14 protein-coding genes are annotated in these 15,989 nt (G+C 50.2%); 9 read left to right on the top strand and 5 right to left on the bottom strand.

Features of this window, described 5'->3' with window-relative positions; all coding sequences use genetic code 11:
- The first annotated feature begins 476 nt into the window (after nucleotides 1–476).
- On the top strand, nucleotides 477–3,638 hold the full coding sequence (locus tag AC0QH1_RS12565; RefSeq protein ID WP_324631478.1) for a two-partner secretion domain-containing protein: 3,162 nt from the start codon (nucleotides 477–479) through the stop codon (nucleotides 3,636–3,638).
- 670 nt (nucleotides 3,639–4,308) lie between these two features.
- On the opposite strand, the gene AC0QH1_RS12570 is transcribed toward AC0QH1_RS12565, so the two are convergent.
- Nucleotides 4,309–5,229 (bottom strand): calcium-binding protein, encoded by a 921-nt coding sequence (locus AC0QH1_RS12570; protein WP_324631479.1) that lies wholly within the window; start codon nucleotides 5,227–5,229, stop codon nucleotides 4,309–4,311.
- Nucleotides 5,230–5,464: 235 nt separating this feature from the next.
- Nucleotides 5,465–6,679 carry a glycosyltransferase gene (locus tag AC0QH1_RS12575; protein WP_324631492.1) on the bottom strand — a complete coding sequence of 405 codons (1,215 nt, stop codon included), beginning with the start codon at nucleotides 6,677–6,679 and terminating at the stop codon, nucleotides 5,465–5,467.
- Nucleotides 6,680–6,893: 214 nt separating this feature from the next.
- Here AC0QH1_RS12575 and AC0QH1_RS12580 point away from each other — a divergent pair, with 214 nt between their 5' ends.
- On the top strand, nucleotides 6,894–7,457 hold the full coding sequence (locus AC0QH1_RS12580; protein WP_324631481.1) for a GNAT family N-acetyltransferase: 564 nt from the start codon (nucleotides 6,894–6,896) through the stop codon (nucleotides 7,455–7,457).
- 116 nt (nucleotides 7,458–7,573) lie between these two features.
- Here the strand turns inward: AC0QH1_RS12580 and AC0QH1_RS12585 are convergent, their stop codons facing one another.
- Entirely contained in the window at nucleotides 7,574–8,176 is a 603-nt protein-coding gene (locus AC0QH1_RS12585; protein ID WP_324631482.1) for a fasciclin domain-containing protein, read from the bottom strand.
- 768 nt (nucleotides 8,177–8,944) lie between these two features.
- Between AC0QH1_RS12585 and AC0QH1_RS12590 the strand changes: the two genes are divergently transcribed.
- Genes AC0QH1_RS12590 through AC0QH1_RS12620 form a run of 7 tightly spaced genes read left to right on the top strand, consistent with a single transcriptional unit; the run spans nucleotide 8,945 to nucleotide 12,888 of the window.
- On the top strand, nucleotides 8,945–9,280 hold the full coding sequence (locus AC0QH1_RS12590) for a cation:proton antiporter subunit C (protein WP_324631483.1): 336 nt from the start codon (nucleotides 8,945–8,947) through the stop codon (nucleotides 9,278–9,280).
- Nucleotides 9,277–10,713, top strand: coding sequence for a cation:proton antiporter (locus AC0QH1_RS12595; RefSeq protein WP_324631484.1), 1,437 nt, complete (start codon nucleotides 9,277–9,279; stop codon nucleotides 10,711–10,713). The genes AC0QH1_RS12590 and AC0QH1_RS12595 overlap by 4 nt, the downstream gene beginning before the upstream one ends.
- Nucleotides 10,710–11,099, top strand: a complete 390-nt coding sequence (locus tag AC0QH1_RS12600; protein ID WP_324631485.1) for a cation:proton antiporter — start codon at nucleotides 10,710–10,712, stop codon at nucleotides 11,097–11,099. Before AC0QH1_RS12595 ends, AC0QH1_RS12600 begins: the two co-directional genes overlap by 4 nt.
- Nucleotides 11,096–11,359 (top strand): hypothetical protein, encoded by a 264-nt coding sequence (locus tag AC0QH1_RS12605; RefSeq protein WP_324631486.1) that lies wholly within the window; start codon nucleotides 11,096–11,098, stop codon nucleotides 11,357–11,359. The genes AC0QH1_RS12600 and AC0QH1_RS12605 overlap by 4 nt, the downstream gene beginning before the upstream one ends.
- Complete coding sequence (locus tag AC0QH1_RS12610) at nucleotides 11,356–11,634, top strand: monovalent cation/H(+) antiporter subunit G (protein WP_324631487.1); 279 nt, start codon at nucleotides 11,356–11,358, stop codon at nucleotides 11,632–11,634. Before AC0QH1_RS12605 ends, AC0QH1_RS12610 begins: the two co-directional genes overlap by 4 nt.
- Complete coding sequence (locus tag AC0QH1_RS12615) at nucleotides 11,627–12,226, top strand: DUF4040 domain-containing protein (protein WP_324631488.1); 600 nt, start codon at nucleotides 11,627–11,629, stop codon at nucleotides 12,224–12,226. Before AC0QH1_RS12610 ends, AC0QH1_RS12615 begins: the two co-directional genes overlap by 8 nt.
- Nucleotides 12,223–12,888, top strand: coding sequence for a Na(+)/H(+) antiporter subunit B (locus AC0QH1_RS12620; RefSeq protein ID WP_324631489.1), 666 nt, complete (start codon nucleotides 12,223–12,225; stop codon nucleotides 12,886–12,888). The genes AC0QH1_RS12615 and AC0QH1_RS12620 overlap by 4 nt, the downstream gene beginning before the upstream one ends.
- 291 nt (nucleotides 12,889–13,179) lie before the next feature.
- Here AC0QH1_RS12620 and AC0QH1_RS12625 read toward each other — a convergent pair whose 3' ends face one another.
- Both AC0QH1_RS12625 and AC0QH1_RS12630 read right to left on the bottom strand, forming a co-directional pair.
- On the bottom strand, nucleotides 13,180–14,388 hold the full coding sequence (locus AC0QH1_RS12625) for a class I SAM-dependent methyltransferase (RefSeq protein WP_324631490.1): 1,209 nt from the start codon (nucleotides 14,386–14,388) through the stop codon (nucleotides 13,180–13,182).
- A 232-nt stretch (nucleotides 14,389–14,620) separates the two neighbouring features.
- A complete protein-coding gene (locus tag AC0QH1_RS12630; RefSeq protein WP_324631491.1) occupies nucleotides 14,621–15,814 on the bottom strand; it encodes an NAD(P)H-quinone oxidoreductase subunit H in 1,194 nt (397 codons plus the stop codon).
- Nucleotides 15,815–15,989 lie beyond the last annotated feature (175 nt).

The following is a 15,989-nucleotide window of genomic DNA, read 5'->3' on the forward strand; positions in this document are numbered from 1 at the left end:
AAATTATAGGGGCTGACTGATGATTTGTCAACCGTTTCCTGAGAGTCTTTAACGTCGTTCGGAGATGTACCCATAGCCGTAGCATGACCCTCAGTGGATCGCGAACGAGATTGTATAGTCAGTGTCAATCATTCCTTTAAGGACAAATCATACTCCGTTCATACATTTGGTATGAACCCAATCAGCACTTCCAAGCCATTTTCATTCCTCATTCGCCCTTTCCCCCTCAGCGCTAAAATACTCAATGCGAAGTAGCTATTCCCTCCCTTCATTCTTCCATCTACGCCTTTAGAATTAACCCCATTCAAAAATTGGCTACAGTTCTCCCCAAAAAGGGTACAGGTGTAGCCAATTTGATTTTTTTTGTAGCCCATTTAACCGTTTTTCTTGACAATTGATAGGGTTTGCCAGGATAATGAGAAGTATCGCCAGATATTCCCTGAAAAACCCGCTATCGATATTGACAAGTAACGCATATGCATTGGCTAGCCCCCTCGAAAACGCGATCGCACCCCCGGAAGGCGATCGCCCTGTTGCTTTTAACCCCACCCTTTCTGATTCCCTTTCACCCCGCCACCGCCCAAATTGTCCCGGATACAACTTTGCCCGAGAATTCCGTTGTCTTACCCAATGGCAATACCGTCACCATCGAAGGCGGAACCGAAAGAGGCGTGAATCTCTTTCACAGCTTTGAAGAATTCTCCGTCCCCACCGCCAGGGAAGCATTTTTTAACAATTCCCCCACCATTCAAACTATCTTCTCCCGCATCACGGGAGGCAATATTTCTACTATTGATGGATTAATTCGCGCCAATGCCAATGCTAGTTTATTCTTGCTCAATCCCAATGGTATTGTCTTCGGTCCCAATGCCCGATTAAATATTGGCGGGTCGTTTGTCGCCAGTACCGCTAACAGCGTGCAATTTCCCGATCGCACCACCTTTAGCGCCAGCAACCCCAATTCCCCGCCCTTATTAACCATCAACGTTCCCGTGGGATTGCAATTTAATTCTAATTCCGGTACAATTCAAGTCCAAGGTATCGGCAATCGCGAGATTTTACCCACCAATTCTCCAGGTTTAGGTGTCACTCCTGGCAATACCTTTGCTCTCGTCGGGGGAGAAGTTTCCCTCAGCGGCGCAATTATAATCGTTCCTTCCGGGAGAATCGAAATTGGCAGCGCGAAAAATGGGGTTGTCACTGCAATTCCCACCTCTGGAGGCATGGTTTTGGACTACGATCGCGCCACAGAATTGGGCAACATTCAACTGCGCGATCGCACTTCATTATTCAATCCGACAATTGCGGATAATCCCCTCGCCGGCATTCAAGTCACGGGGAACGCGATCGCCCTAGACAACGCCCAAATTGCCGCCGTAACTCCCGGTATTTTTGATAGCGGCAATATCGCCATCTTTGCCAGCGAATCCCTCACCTTATCCGGCACTTCTCCCATTTTCCCTTTTAGTTCCTGGATTGTCAACCAAGTGGCAGAAAACGCCACGGGCAACAGTGGCGAAATTCAGGTCAATTCCCCCGCCATTACCCTCACCAACGGATCGCGCATTCAAACCCTCAGTTTCGGGGCGGGTAATGCGGGCAATCTAACGGTAAATGCAGACAAAATAGCCCTTCAGGGGTTTGCCATTCCCCCCACGGGCATCCCAGAGGTGAGTCAAATCGATCCGGAAACCTTCTTAAACCGCAATCTCAACTCTCGCATCGGAAGCGAAATTTTTGCCCGGGGTTCCGGGGGAGAAATTACCGTAAATGCCAGAGAAATAAACTTTACCGATGGCGGACAAATTACGAGTCTTGTCGCTTCCACTTCTACGGGGAATGGGGGCAATCTCGCCATTACTGCCCATTCAATTACCGCAGATAATGCGGTAGTTTACAATCCCTTGCTGACCAGTGGTGCTTGGAGTTACTTACTCGGCGCAGGAAACGGCGGTCATATCGAGCTTTCTACCGCCAACTTATCCCTCAGCAATGGCGCGCAGATTGGCAGTTGGAATCAAGGATCGGGACGCGGGGGAGAACTCGCAGTCAATGCTTCGGAGTCGATTGTCGCCCAAAAGGTGAATCCCCGTAGCCCCGTGTTTGCCACTGGGATATTTGTCTCGACGATCGCCACCGGGGAAGCAGGGAACCTGAATGTCTCCACCCCTCGTTTAACTCTCACAGAAGGGGCGGGTTTGAGTTCGATCGTGTTTGCACAACTCCTGGGACAGCCTTTACCTAATTCTGGCAGGGGAGAGGGGGGTGATGTGAGGGTAAATGCCGATACCATTGTCCTGAGTGGCGCAACCCCGTTAAATCCGGAAAACGTCACCCAAATGGGAAGTTTTACGTTCGGATCGGGAGATGCAGGCAATGTGTGGATTTCTACGCGACGGTTGCAGGTGGAAGAAGGGGCTACCCTATTTTCGGCGGTGATTCCCTCTCTGTCGGGGATTGGAGAACCGATTGCGGGGTCGGGAACCGGGAATGGCGGTAATCTGAACATTCAAGCGGTGGAGGAAATCGCCGTGGTGGGGACAAATCCATTTTTGGGGTCGGCGAGTTTGCTGGGATTGCAAACCTTTGGATCGGGGAATGTGGGAGAAATTCAAGTGAGCGGCGATCGCATCCGCGTGGAAGGTGGCGGGGGTATCGGTGCGTTTACCAGCGGGACGGGAAACGCGGGTCGCATTACCGTGAATGCGTCGGAGATTCTCGTGAGTGGGGTTTCTAATAACAGTAAGTTTGTTTCAACTATCGGTGCGAATGCCTTCCGCGCGCCGCAGTCGTTCCAGGAAGCGTTCTTTAGTCCCCCAGTTCCGGAAGGCAATACGGGCGCGGTGACGATTAATACCGATCGCCTCACGGTTCGCGATGGTGGCTTGCTCGATCTGGCACATGCCGGTACGGGCAATGCGGGAACTTTACAGGTGAATGCCTCGGAAATCCGGTTGGATCGTCAGGGTGGGATTCAGGCTACTACCGCTTCTGGACGGGGCGGTAATGTGAACCTAAATGTGGCGCAGACTCTCGAGTTACGTCACCATAGTGCCATTACGGTGGAAGCTCAAGGCGATATCGGCGATGGCGGGAACTTGGCGATCGCAGCCAATACCATTGTGGCACTCGACGGTAGCGTGATTAGCGCCAATGCGGTGGGCGGGAATGGCGGCAATATTAATATTGTCACCCAAGGTTTATTTCTCTCTCCCGATAGTCAGATTAGCGCGAGTTCTCAGTTTGGTCTCGATGGGGCGGTCGACATCCAAGAACCGGATGTAGACCCGGCGTCGGGACTGGTTGAGTTGGAAGATACTCCCGCAGATCCGAGCGATCGCATCATCACCGGCTGTCCCGCACAAGAAGGCAATCGCTTTGCACTCACCGGGCGCGGCGGCTTGCCGGAAAATCCCACGGAACCCTTTATCGGCGCGGCAGTTTGGCGCGATTTGCGTCCGACGGGGATTCCCGCACAATCCCAAACCCGCCAACCGCAATTGCCGCGATCGCCAGTTTCCCCCACTCCCCCACCACTGGTGGAAGCTACCGGATGGGCGATCGACTCTCGCGGTCGTCTGGTGCTAACCGCGACTCGCCTATCCCATTATTCTCTGTTTTCTCACAGTTGTTCCTAAATGAGTTTAAAATAGCCGCTTTTCATATCATAAAATTGACATCTTGTCAACCTTGCTGCCCATCTCGCTCAAAAAATTGATGCGTTACCCCCAGCTTTTTCTGGGGGGCTTCCCCTCCTTTTTCCCTGCCTTGTCACGAGGTTATCGGCATTTGGGCGAGGCACACTGCAATTTAGTCATAAATAACCCATTTTTTCACAGTATAAAATTTTTGGGTTTCGGTGTCAAGCCCCGAAAGTATTGATTTTTCGTTTCTTATTGCAAGCGTTTGCAATTAATTTTTACAATTTTTTACAATGTTTTCGGCTATCGTTCAAAAATATTAATCATTTGAATATTTTTATCGGCAAATTACTTATCAATCGGTTCAACCTAATATGATAATGCAGCAATATTATCAATGCAGATTGCCAACTGCACGAAACAATAGCGACTCCGGATCGATTAACCTCTTTTGCAATACAACGCACCCTGACCCATTGAGATCCAGTCCGGAGGACTCCCTGGACAAACAATGCCGGCAATTTCCCGGTCATCCACCGGACAGGAGAGCAAGACTCCCTCGGGGCGCGACCCCCGCGAGTGATTGCCGAACAGATGGAAGCGCCCGGGGAAGCGGTGCGATCGCCATTCCAGGCGAGTGCGGGTTTCCCCATCGAACCCGATTCCCCTATCCCAGCCCTAGCACATCCGCCTCCACCTGCGTCACTTCCGTTCTAACATCCACCTCCGTAGCATTGAGGACAAACGCCAACACTCGGCCCGTATCTTCCTCTTGAATTAACACGCCCTCCAACACTCCATCCTCATTCGGGTCTAATTCGGCAGTTGACAGTTCAGAAAGCACCAGGACGTCATCGGCGGTAAAACTTTGCAAAATATCCAATTCTGGCTCTAAATCCAGAGAAAACGCTTCATAAACCAAATCGTTTTCCGTCAAGCCATCGGTCAGGCCGATAAAATCATCATTAAAATCCAAGATAATATCCACCTCCGATACATTCGTAGACGCACTATCGGTTCGAAGAACAAACAGATCGCGACCCGCCCCACCGACTAAGAAATCGCGACCCACATCGCCGATTAACGTATCGTCATCATCGCCACCCACGAGCAGGTCGCGATCTTGACCGCCGCGCACGATATCCGTCCCGTTACCCCCCACCACCAGATCGTTTCCTCGGTTGCCATTGAGGATATCGTTGCCATCTTCGCCGTACACTTGGTCATTATCTTGACCGCCGCGCAGGGTATCGGCACCATTTCGCCCGAATAAAATATCCGCGCCGAGGTTGCCATTCATGCTTTCTTGCGAAACCGAGCCAGTCACCGTGTCATCCCCCGCCAAAGCGCGCAAACCGCCGGGGCGTTCTGCTAGTTGCCCGGGAGCCAAGGTAAAATCATCCGGACGTTCCGGATCGTCATCGAGATCGAGAAAATCCGCCGCCGTCAGGCCATCCCCCGGGGTGGGTGTGGGCGTTGGGGCGGGTGGTGTGGGCGTTGGGGTTGGCGGTGCGGGAGTCGGTGCGGGAGTTGGAGCAGGGGGACAATTGCATCCGCCGAGTTCGTCGAGTAATACGCCGGTAGGCATGGTTATATTTCCAATGGTAATTTACCGTTCTATTTTATTCTCCACTGCAAGAGCCGCCAAGGGAGAGACTGGCGCAGAAACGGGTCTACTCTGGGTCTTGAGAGCATAGAGAGTGGAGATGCTGTCAATCAAGCTGGCACGATCGCCGCGACCTAGAGGGAGTGCAACGCCAGAATTGTGCTGGAGCGCGCTGCGCAATCAAGGGCGATCGCTTCCCCATTGCCCGCGTCTCGGACTAGAGTTTTAAGCCCATTTCTTTTAAACTTTGGCGCAATGCGGGGGCGGCGGGAGATTGACGTTGTTCGTAAAGGGCGATCGCGCGGCGAAAATGGTCTAAACTTTCTAGGACGTTACCGCCTTTGAGCAAGGCAACGCCCAGATTTTGGTAAGCTTCGGCATAGTCGGGATTGAATTGAATCGCTTTGCGATAGGAGGCGATCGCATCCGGGAGACGTCTTTTCTCCTTGAGGGCGATTCCCAAGTTAAAATGAGCCGCCGGGAGGGTGGGATCGATTTGCAAGATGGTTTCATAAGCGGCGATCGCCCCGCGCAAGTCGCCGGTTTGCAGGAGTAAATTGCCTAAGTTATTGTACGCGCCCAGTTTGAGAGCCGGTAAAATCGGCTGCGCGATCGCTTTTTCGTAGTGAGTTTTTGCTTTTCCGATTGCCGCTTGACGAGTACAGGCGATCCCGAGATGATAGTGCAGTTCATACTGGATCGTCGGCTCTTGGGAAGTGTTAGAGGTCAATCCCAATTGGAGTAATTCCATTCCGCGTCTGATTTCTCCGCTTTGCACGTATAAGGCTCCGAGTTTGCTGCAAGTGTAAGCATCGCCGGGATAGGCTTGCAGGTAAGATTCCATTGCTTCGCGCGCGCGAGCAAACTTATTTCGCTCAGCGATCGCTCCGGGTTGGTAGCCTTCGTGCAAAATCCCCACTTGGTTCAAGGATCCCACGTGCCATCGATCGGATTGCTGCTGCAATAAGCGTTCCACACTTTCATCTACCATTGCGTGATAGGGGCGCTCGAATTGGATATCCGGATGATTGCGAAACAAACGAGAAACCAGCGAGTAAGGGGATTGAGTTGCGCCCACTTCTTTGCGAATTAAGTGAATTAAAATATAAGGAATGGGGGTGGATTTTGCGCCTCCTCGAATTGCGCTTTTAATCTGGGGGATGATTTCCGGGATGAGGGTTTCATCCGCATCCAAAACCAGAATCCAGTCACCGGTGGCGTACTTAAGTGATTCGTTGCGCGCTGCAGCAAAGTCATTGCACCAGGGAAAGTGATGCACCTGCGCCCCAAATTCCCGGGCAATCTCCACAGTGCGATCGCTCGATCCGGTATCCACCACGATCGTCTCATCCACCAAAGTTTTCACGCTCTCGAGACATTTGGGAAGGGTGCGTTCCTCATTGTAGGCGATCGCGCACAGGCTCAGTTTCATCATTCTCCAGCACAGAATAGGACATCCTTATTATTGTAGAGCCAAAGATTCCCGAACCCTATCTGCAATGCCGACAGTTTCAGGCGGGTTTTCCATCCCCATCGGCACTCCTAGGGCCATCGGCTTTCATTCATCCTTACAGGAACAAAAACCTCTGACGCGATCGCCCCAGAACTGATAAACTCTACCTATAACCACCCTCGAGAAAATTCCCATGTCCGATCGTACATTTGGCGACTTACCCTCCCTCGAAACCCCCCGACTCCTGCTGCGAAAAATGACCCTAGCGGATGCAGTGGATATCTTTGAATATGCCAGCAATCCAAAAGTGGCACAATACGTCACTTGGCCCGTGCATCAGTCTCTCGACGATACCCATCAATTTTTAACCTCAGTTCTAGAGCGATACGCCCAGCAAAAAACCGCCCCCTGGGCGATCGTGCATAAAAACCTCCGCCAAGCAATCGGCACCTGTGGCTTTGTTAACTGGCATTCCGCACACAATCGCGCCGAAATTGGCTATGCGCTTTCGGCAAAATATTGGGGATGCGGATATATGACAGAAGCCGTCTGCACCGCGATCGATTTTGGTTTTCGCGAAAAAGGCTTACATCGGATCGAAGGTCGATGCAAGCTGCAAAATATCGCTTCGGCAAGGGTTTTGGAAAAAGCAGGCATGACCTTTGAAGGCATTTTGCGGCAACAAATGTTAAAGGATGAGGTTTATTATGATATGAAAATTTTCTCGATTCTTCGTCAAGAATGGGAAAATAAGTAGGAGGTAATATTGGTTATTGTTCATGGTTCATTGGTCATGGTTCATGCGAGAATTAAAACGTTAGGGTAGGCAATGCCCACCCTAGATTTACAGTTTATAGGTACGTTTTCATTCGCTTACATGTCCGGTGGTAAAATGACGCGATCGATGACATGAATTATGCCATTGCTTGCTTCGATATCCGCTTGCACCACCGAGGCATTATTCACCATAATGCCATCGGATTCTACTTTAACATCAATCGCGCGACCTTCCACACTGGCCACTTCCCCGGAACTCAAGTCGCCGGATTTCACCGTGCCCGGAACCACGTGATAGGTTAAAATTTCGATGAGCTGGTCTTGGTTTTCCGGTTTTAATAATTCTTCTAAGGTGCCTTCCGGTAAAGCCGCAAATGCTTCATCCGTAGGGGCAAAAACCGTGAAGGGACCTTCGCCGGCAAGGGTTTCTACTAAACCCGCCGCTTTTAAAGCCGCCGTTAGGGTTTGAAAGGAATCATTATTGATGGCGATATCCACAATGGTATTTTCCTCCATCGCCATATCGCCACCGCCAGCACTTTCCCCGGCGGGGGTAGCGATCGCGCCATTGGAATTCGACCCCTCGGCGCGATCGCAAGATTTTGACAGCGCCGGTCCGCTCAACAAAACTGTGGCTCCTGCAATCGCGATCGCCATCCCGAAGTGCTTGCTCAGATCCGTCCAGAATTTCGCGTTCATCGGTATTTTTCCTCTTGTGTGATGAGTGAAGCTTTGATTGTTAAGTAATATTACATGTTTTTAGAAAATTGGCAACCCCTCAAAAAAAATTTTTAACCCGTTACCAGCAGATAAGGGCGATCGGTGGGTTAATTCTTATTTTTTAAGGGGATGAATTGGCAAAGTGTACCCCTCTGTGTGGCAAACTTTTGCTGGCTTTTAACAGAGATTAAATACAATTCAAACTCTTGCATAGCAAGAAATACAGGAAATACTTGTTTTAGCAAAAAATACCGTTTGATTCATACAAGGCGGGGGGATGGAAATAAAAGAATATTGTTTGAGGAGGGATGAATTTATTTTTTTCTGTTGATGAAACCGCCTTAATCCGAGTCATAGCATCCCCCTTTCTGGAGGCTTGCCCGCCGCAAAATCCCTAGAATACACTCAGCGATCGTTCAATTTCCTCGCCAATCACTCAAGTGACAACTCAAAGATATCGCTTAAGTGACACAGCAAAAGACTTTCTGCGTCTGGAGAAGGGATACAGCCGAGGGGACTAAAATCAGCACCGATTCGGTAAAGCACTTGCCCACCGAGGCGGTCCGCCACCCAACATCACAGTATTTTTACTTAGAGTGCCATAGATTATAATCAATACATACCCTTAGTTTTTTTGATGGGTTAGCCAGGGGATCGGCTTCCCTAAGCATAGGGTGATATTGTAAGATCGGCAAAAGTCGTTTTGCAACGAAAACTACAAACCATCCTACCTAGCAGACAATCGCCGTGTTAGAAGCATTTGTAATCGGAACAATATTGTGCGGATTTTTAGGCATAATCTTTAAAAAAAATCTGTTAATGAAGATTGTCTCTATGGATGTCATGAGTACCGGGGTCATTGCCTATTATGTGCTGGTGGCATCGCGATCGGGTTTATTTACACCAATTATCCTAGATGAAAGACAGGAAAGATATGCCGATCCAGTTCCGCAAGCAGTAATTTTAACAGCAATCGTAATTGGATTTTCAATTCAAGCATTAATGCTAGTTGGTGTGATGAAACTAGCCAGGGACAATCCGACATTAGAAACTAGCGAAATAGAAAAGAAAAATACCCCATGAACAGTCTGACAATCGGATGGATTGCTCTGCCTTTTTTAGCGGGATTCACCATTTTTTTAATCCCGAAACTCGATCGCTACCTGGCAATGCTGACAGCCATTGCCTCGGCGGGATATGCGTTGGAGCTATTTTTAATCGAGTCGCCGATCTCCCTGGAAGTTTTGGATAATTTTGGCGTAAACTTATTCGCCGATCGCTTAAGCAGCTACTTTATTTTAACCAACGCACTGGTGACGCTGGCGGTGACGCTTTACTGTTGGCAAAGCGGCAAAAAAGCATTTTTTTATGCCCAGATGATTATTCTGCACGGCAGCCTCAATGCTACATTTATCTGCACTGATTTTATCAGCTTGTATGTGGCACTAGAGGTCAGCGGAATTGCCGCCGCCCTATTAATTAGCTATCCCCTAAGCGATCGCTCGATTTGGGTAGCCTTGCGCTATCTGTTTGTCAGCAACATTGCAATGTTGTTTTATCTCATCGGCGCAGTGTTGGTTTATCAAACCCATCATTCCTTTAACTTTGAGGGATTGCGCGGTTCCCCACCCGAAGCACTGGCGCTCATTTTTCTGGGAGTATTGACAAAAGGCGGCATTTTTGTATCGGGATTGTGGCTACCCTTAACCCACTCCGAATCAGCATCTCCAGTGTCCGCAATGTTGTCCGGAGCGGTGGTCAAAGCTGGCGTTTTTCCCTTAGTTCGGTGCGCCTTACTTTTAGAAGAGCTTAATCCCATCGTTCGGCTTTTCGGCATGGGAACGGCGGCGTTAGGCGTTTCCTATGCCGTATTTGAAAAAGATACCAAGCGCCTGTTAGCATTTAGCACCGTTTCTCAGTTAGGCTGGATACTCTCTGCCCCGCAAGTCGCCGGTTTTTATGCCCTAACGCATGGATTGGCCAAAGCCACCCTGTTTTTAACTGCCGGTGCCTTGCCCAGTCGGAACTTTAAAGAACTAGAAGAGCAGCCGATGAATACGGCCCTGTGGATTCCCCTCGTCATGGGAGGGTTATCAATTTCCGGCTTTCCCTTATTGGCTGGTTTTGAAGCCAAGGTATTGACCCTCAAAAATCTATTGCATTGGCAAGCATTGCCCATGAATTTTTTGGCCGTAGGAACCGCCATCACCTTGTCTAAACTGATATTTCTGCCCCATGAAAGCGGCGAACAATCAAAACCGATTCCCTTGGGGTTTTGGCTAGGGGTGATTCCATTACTCGGAGCGCTAATTGTCGCCAACTGCATATATTACCCGGCATACAATCTCGCGAATATCCTCAAAGCGATCGCCGTTATCGGCATTGGCGGGGCAGCTTATGCGTTTATTTTCCATCACTTTTCCGTTAAATTGCCGCGAATATTCGAGGAATTTGACCATTTAATCGGCGTGATGACGCTGATTTTGCTCCTGTTGTTCTGGGTGGCATTTCAATGATTGGATATCTAAATCTGATATTGCGACTGGTAATTTGGTTCTTGCTCACCGCCGATCTGAGCCTACCGAATATCCTGATTGGGGTGGCGATCGCCTTTTTGTTGCCCCACAACCATAAAATCAAGGGGGAGTTAAAGGATTGGCTGCGGGCATTGGGAGAAATTATCGTAGCCATTCCTATCGCTTATAAAGAAGCATTTGAAATTATCGTGCGCCCCCATAACGAAGAAGTCGTCACCCTGCAACGAGTGCCCCCTCGGCGGTCCGCTGGACTGATATTTTTAGATATCTTCCTGATTACCTTTACGCCGAAAACCATTGTTTTAAAATATCACAAAGAAGGCTGGTACGAAGTCCATCGGGTACGCCGGAGGGAACCGCAATGAATTTACCCAAAAATATCATCCTGATAGCTATGATTTTGGCCCTGCTCATCCCCATATACGAGGCATGGAAAGATGATGAGGTCTGGCAGAAAATGTTGGCATTTGCCAGTATTGCCACCAAAACATCGATGATGATTCTTGTGGTATCCGTTTTCCGCGACGATTGGACCCTCGGAGCCGGTGGGGTAATTATACTCAGCGTGGGAAATGCCGGATTAATGCTGTTAGCCCATATTCTTAAACGACTGAATGAAATATGATAGAACTGTTGAGTTATGCTTGTATCGGGTTGGGAATTTTCTTTTGGTTTTGGGGAACTTACCCCTTGCTGGGCGAGCGATCGGTGTTATTCAAACTCCATAGTCTTTCCGTCGGCGATACCCTCGGCTCGATGGCGATCGCGATCGGACTGCTTCTGCGAATTCCCAATGAATGGCCTTTGCTGATATTGGCCATCATTTCCCTAGCAATTTGGAATACAATCTTGGGATATGTGTTGGCATATTGTTCCCGTGGAGAGCGCAAAAATGATTGAAATTTATATTTATGTCATCGTTGCCCTGCTGCCGTTAGCGGGTTGTATGTTGGTCTTACAATCTAATCCCTTCCATGCCCTAATCGTGCGGGGCATATTAGGGGCAGTGGCGGCATTAGTGTACGCCCTCTTGGGCGCGGCAGATGTGGCCCTGACGGAAGCTTTGATGGGCACCTTGCTCTCGATTACACTCTATGCAGTGGCGGTTCGTTCGTCAATGGTTATGCGTCTGGGCGTTATCCGAGAAGCAAAAAATAAAGGCGAGACCCCATCCCACAAACCGATCGACCAGTTGCGAGCTATTGTTGCCAAACGGTATCTGCGGCTCGAGTTAGTGCGCTATAGCGATGAAATAGCCCTCAATCAAGCCCTGGAAAACAAAGAAATTCATGCCCTGTGTATCAAACCAGAAAAAACAGAACAGCAGTTTCGGGAAGACAAGGCAACCAGCCAACCCCTGCAACCCTATCACATTGTCATCAGAATTCCGCGTCTCTACGATATGGTGCAAAATGAATTGCCATCAGGCATGAGATTAACTTATGCAAACTCCTTAGCCAGTCCCACAGCTTTAACGGAGCAACCTCAATGAAATTGATTTACCTTGTGGCAGCGATCGCCCTGTCTCTCAAAATGCTGGCAACCACTAATTTTCTGTTTGGCGAAGCATCCACCTTGGCGATCGCCGAAACCGTGGTTCGCGATACCGGCGTTCCCAATGCCGTATCTGGTATCATTTTTAGAAATCGCTTGTACGATACGATTTTTGAAGTGGTGGTCTTTACCATCGCCGTCTCGGGGGTGAAGTTTTTGCTGGGGAATGAAAAGCCTTCGAGTAAGATTTATCAAGTTACCGATCCACCCTCGATTGTGTTGGCCCGTCTGGGTGCCACGATTGCTGCATTGGTAGGCGTCGAATTGGCAATTCGCGGGCATCTCAGTCCCGGCGGTGGGTTTGCGGCAGGCGTCGCCGGCGGTACCGCGATCGGTCTGGTAGCCATTACCTCCTCCACAGAGCAAATGCAGGCTATCTACAAACGATGGCACGCCGCAACTTGGGAAAAAGTTTCCGTGCTGATTTTTATCGGACTGGCAGTGTTGACCCCGATCGGCATAGAATTATCTCACGGCGAGTTTGGCGGCTTGGTGAGTGGTGGTTTTATTCCTTGGTTGAATATGCTGGTGGCTATCAAAGTGGCATTGGGTTCCTGGGCGGTGGTTTTGCTGTTCATCCGCTATCGCGGTTTATTGTGAGGTAAAGTGCTATACAAGGGGTGGGCGATCGCATCTCGTTCGCTCATTTTTTTTGGGTTGAAAATTAGCTGACGCCCGATAACCACCAGTTTGACTGACCAGCAGAAACCAGCCACATCCTCGTGACAATCTAAATCGCAGGCGATGGATGGAAAACGGAGCCTCGTTGCAGTGGTTCCTTGGGTTGGGAATGAGGGTCAAATTGGTTTATACTGGAACTAAAAAGCATCTAATCCAGAGGGAGCGATCGCACCCCAAACCCGCCCCTCCCTCTCCCCGCCCCCACAGTAGCTAACCCATCGGCGGAATCCTCAACCCTTTCAACCCTTGTCCTTTCTCCTCCTCACTCAATCCCTTTCCCTGCACCAACACGCCAAACCCGCCCAATCCGCGAGGGTCGATCGCCTCGTGCAAAACCTCCCGTCGTTGCAGCGCCGTAGCAATATCCATTCCCTCACGGGTAGAGAGGGCCGCAATCCGATCGCCCCATCCCAGGGCCATCAAAAACATTGCCTGCTGGGTAAACCCCAACCTTTCCAACCCGCAGGACTCGCCCCAGCGTTCCAACGCCGTAAAATCGACGTGAGCGGTGATATCCTGTTGTCCTACCCACACATAGGGATTATTGTGATGGCGATGTTGGCGGTAACATTGTAGAGTGCCTTGATATCTTTGCGGGGAATAATAGCGATGTGCCGGATAGCCATAATCGATGGTTAACACATAGCCGCGCTGCAGCTTGTTCGCCACCTCACTCATCCAATCCAGGGCCGCCAGATTCACCTCAGTGCGATATCCCTCCGGATAAGCCGGCGAAGTGATATCAATTCCCACCAACTCAAAATACTCCTGGAGTCGGGGAGTAGACAGCTCTCCCGTCACCTCCCCAAACAAATCATTTCCCTCAGCAGGCGATGAGTCATCAGGGGGTGCGATCGCGTAAATCTCGCGCAACTCTCCGTCGGCGATCGCGATTTGATGCACCGGAAACGCATCCACTAACTCATTTGAAAATACACAACCGACGAGCGCATCTGCGCCTATCTCCTCCCAACTACACCAGCGCAAATTCGCGCCACCCCTTGACAGCGGCGCAAATCTCTGCTGTTGTAACTCTCGCATCGCCCGAGACTTCTCGACAATCACATATTCCAACGCCGCAAAACAATCCCGGTGGTAGCGGTGCAGGTATTTAATCGCATCACCCGCCACCAATCCTTGACCCGCCCCCATTTCCACCACCTGAAACGGCACTGGACGACCCAGAATTTCCCACATTTCCGAGAACTGCACCGCCAACATCTCCCCGAAATCCGCACCTAAGTGAGGCGACGTGATAAAATCCCCCTCTCCCCCAATCTTGCCCACATGAGCGGCATAATAGCCGGACTCGGGGTGATAAAGCACCAAATCCATATACTCCGCAAAGGTAATGCGACCCTCGGGACTTTCGGCGATGCGATCTCGAATGCGATCGCATAAAACCGGATTAAATTCCATCGCTCATTTCCACACTTAACACAGATGCAAACCACTTCTTTCCCGGAACCCATTCCCAGGGTTTTCCTGGGAATGAGAAACATGCGGCTAAAGCGTCGATTCAACCTCTCGGTTACAAACCGGATTGATTCACAAACCGTAGAGACGCGATAAATCGCGTCTCTACAGCCGGCAAAAATGAAAATCACCAACCCGGTTTCCGGTTTGGGTTCTCTCAAACCACACCGACGCCCTAGCGGTCAACCGAACCCATAATCACATCGATACTGCCGAGAATTGCCACAATATCTGCCACCTTATTTCCGCGCAGCAGATGCGGTAAAACCTGCAAATTAGTAAAATCAGCAGCCCGAATTTTCCACCGCCAAGGGAACACATTATCCTTCCCAATCAGATAGATTCCCAATTCACCTTTTCCACTTTCCACGCGGACATAATGTTCGCCTTCAGGAATTTTAAAAGTAGGCGGAATCTTCTTGGCGATGAACTGATAGTCGAAATCATTCCATTGCGACTTGGGGCCTTCCATCATGCGTTTCGCTTCCAAATTTTCGTAAGGGCCGCCCGGAAGACCTTTAAGTGCCTGACGAAGGATTTTCAGAGACTCGCGCATTTCGAGAATTCGCACCATATAGCGAGCCAAACAATCCCCTTCAGTAGCCCACTGGACTTCCCAGTCGAAGTCATCGTAGCACTCGTAGTGGTCAACCTTTCGCAAATCCCACTTCACCCCAGAGGCGCGCAGCATCGGACCGGAGAGACCCCAGTTAATCGCCTCCTCGCGAGAGATGGTACCGAGATTGGTAATCCGGCGGCGGAAAATCGGGTTATTGGTAATCAAGCGCTCGTACTCGTCGATTTTGGGAGCGAAATAATCGCAAAAATCGAAGCACTTATCCACCCAACCGTAGGGCAAATCAGCAACCACCCCGCCAATGCGGAAATAGTTATTATTGATCAAGCGCTGACCGCTGGCGGCTTCCCAGAGGTCGTAAATCATTTCCCGCTCGCGGAAAATGTAGAAGAACGGCGTTTGAGCGCCCACATCTGCCAAGAAAGGACCAAGCCAGAGCAAGTGGTTGGCGATCCGGTTGAGTTCGAGCATAATCACCCGGATGTAGCTAGCGCGGCGGGGGACTTCGATGCCGGCGAGTTGTTCGGGTGCGTTAACCGTAATCGCTTCGTTAAACATCCCCTCCGCGTAATCCCAACGGCTGACATAGGGGACGAACATGATGTTGGTGCGGTTTTCGGCAATTTTTTCCATGCCTCGGTGTAGGTAGCCTAACACTGGCTCGCAATCCACCACATCCTCACCGTCGAGGGTGACGATTAACCGCAGAACCCCGTGCATGGAGGGGTGATGCGGACCCATGTTGATAATCATGGGTTCGGTTCTGGTTTCGATTCGGCTTGCTGGTGACATAGATGAGGGTTCTCCCGTTGAGATCGATTTGAGGTGCCGTACCGGCGCGAGGTTAGAGTTAGGAAAGGTCGATCGCCTTGTCAGTGGTTCCAGAAGGACTGTGACGTACTCCCGACGCCGACCGCTTAGGCGGTACGGCGCGGGCTTCTGCGCCCAGACCTTTGAGATCTGGGTT

Source organism: Phormidium sp. CCY1219, assembly GCF_055795085.1.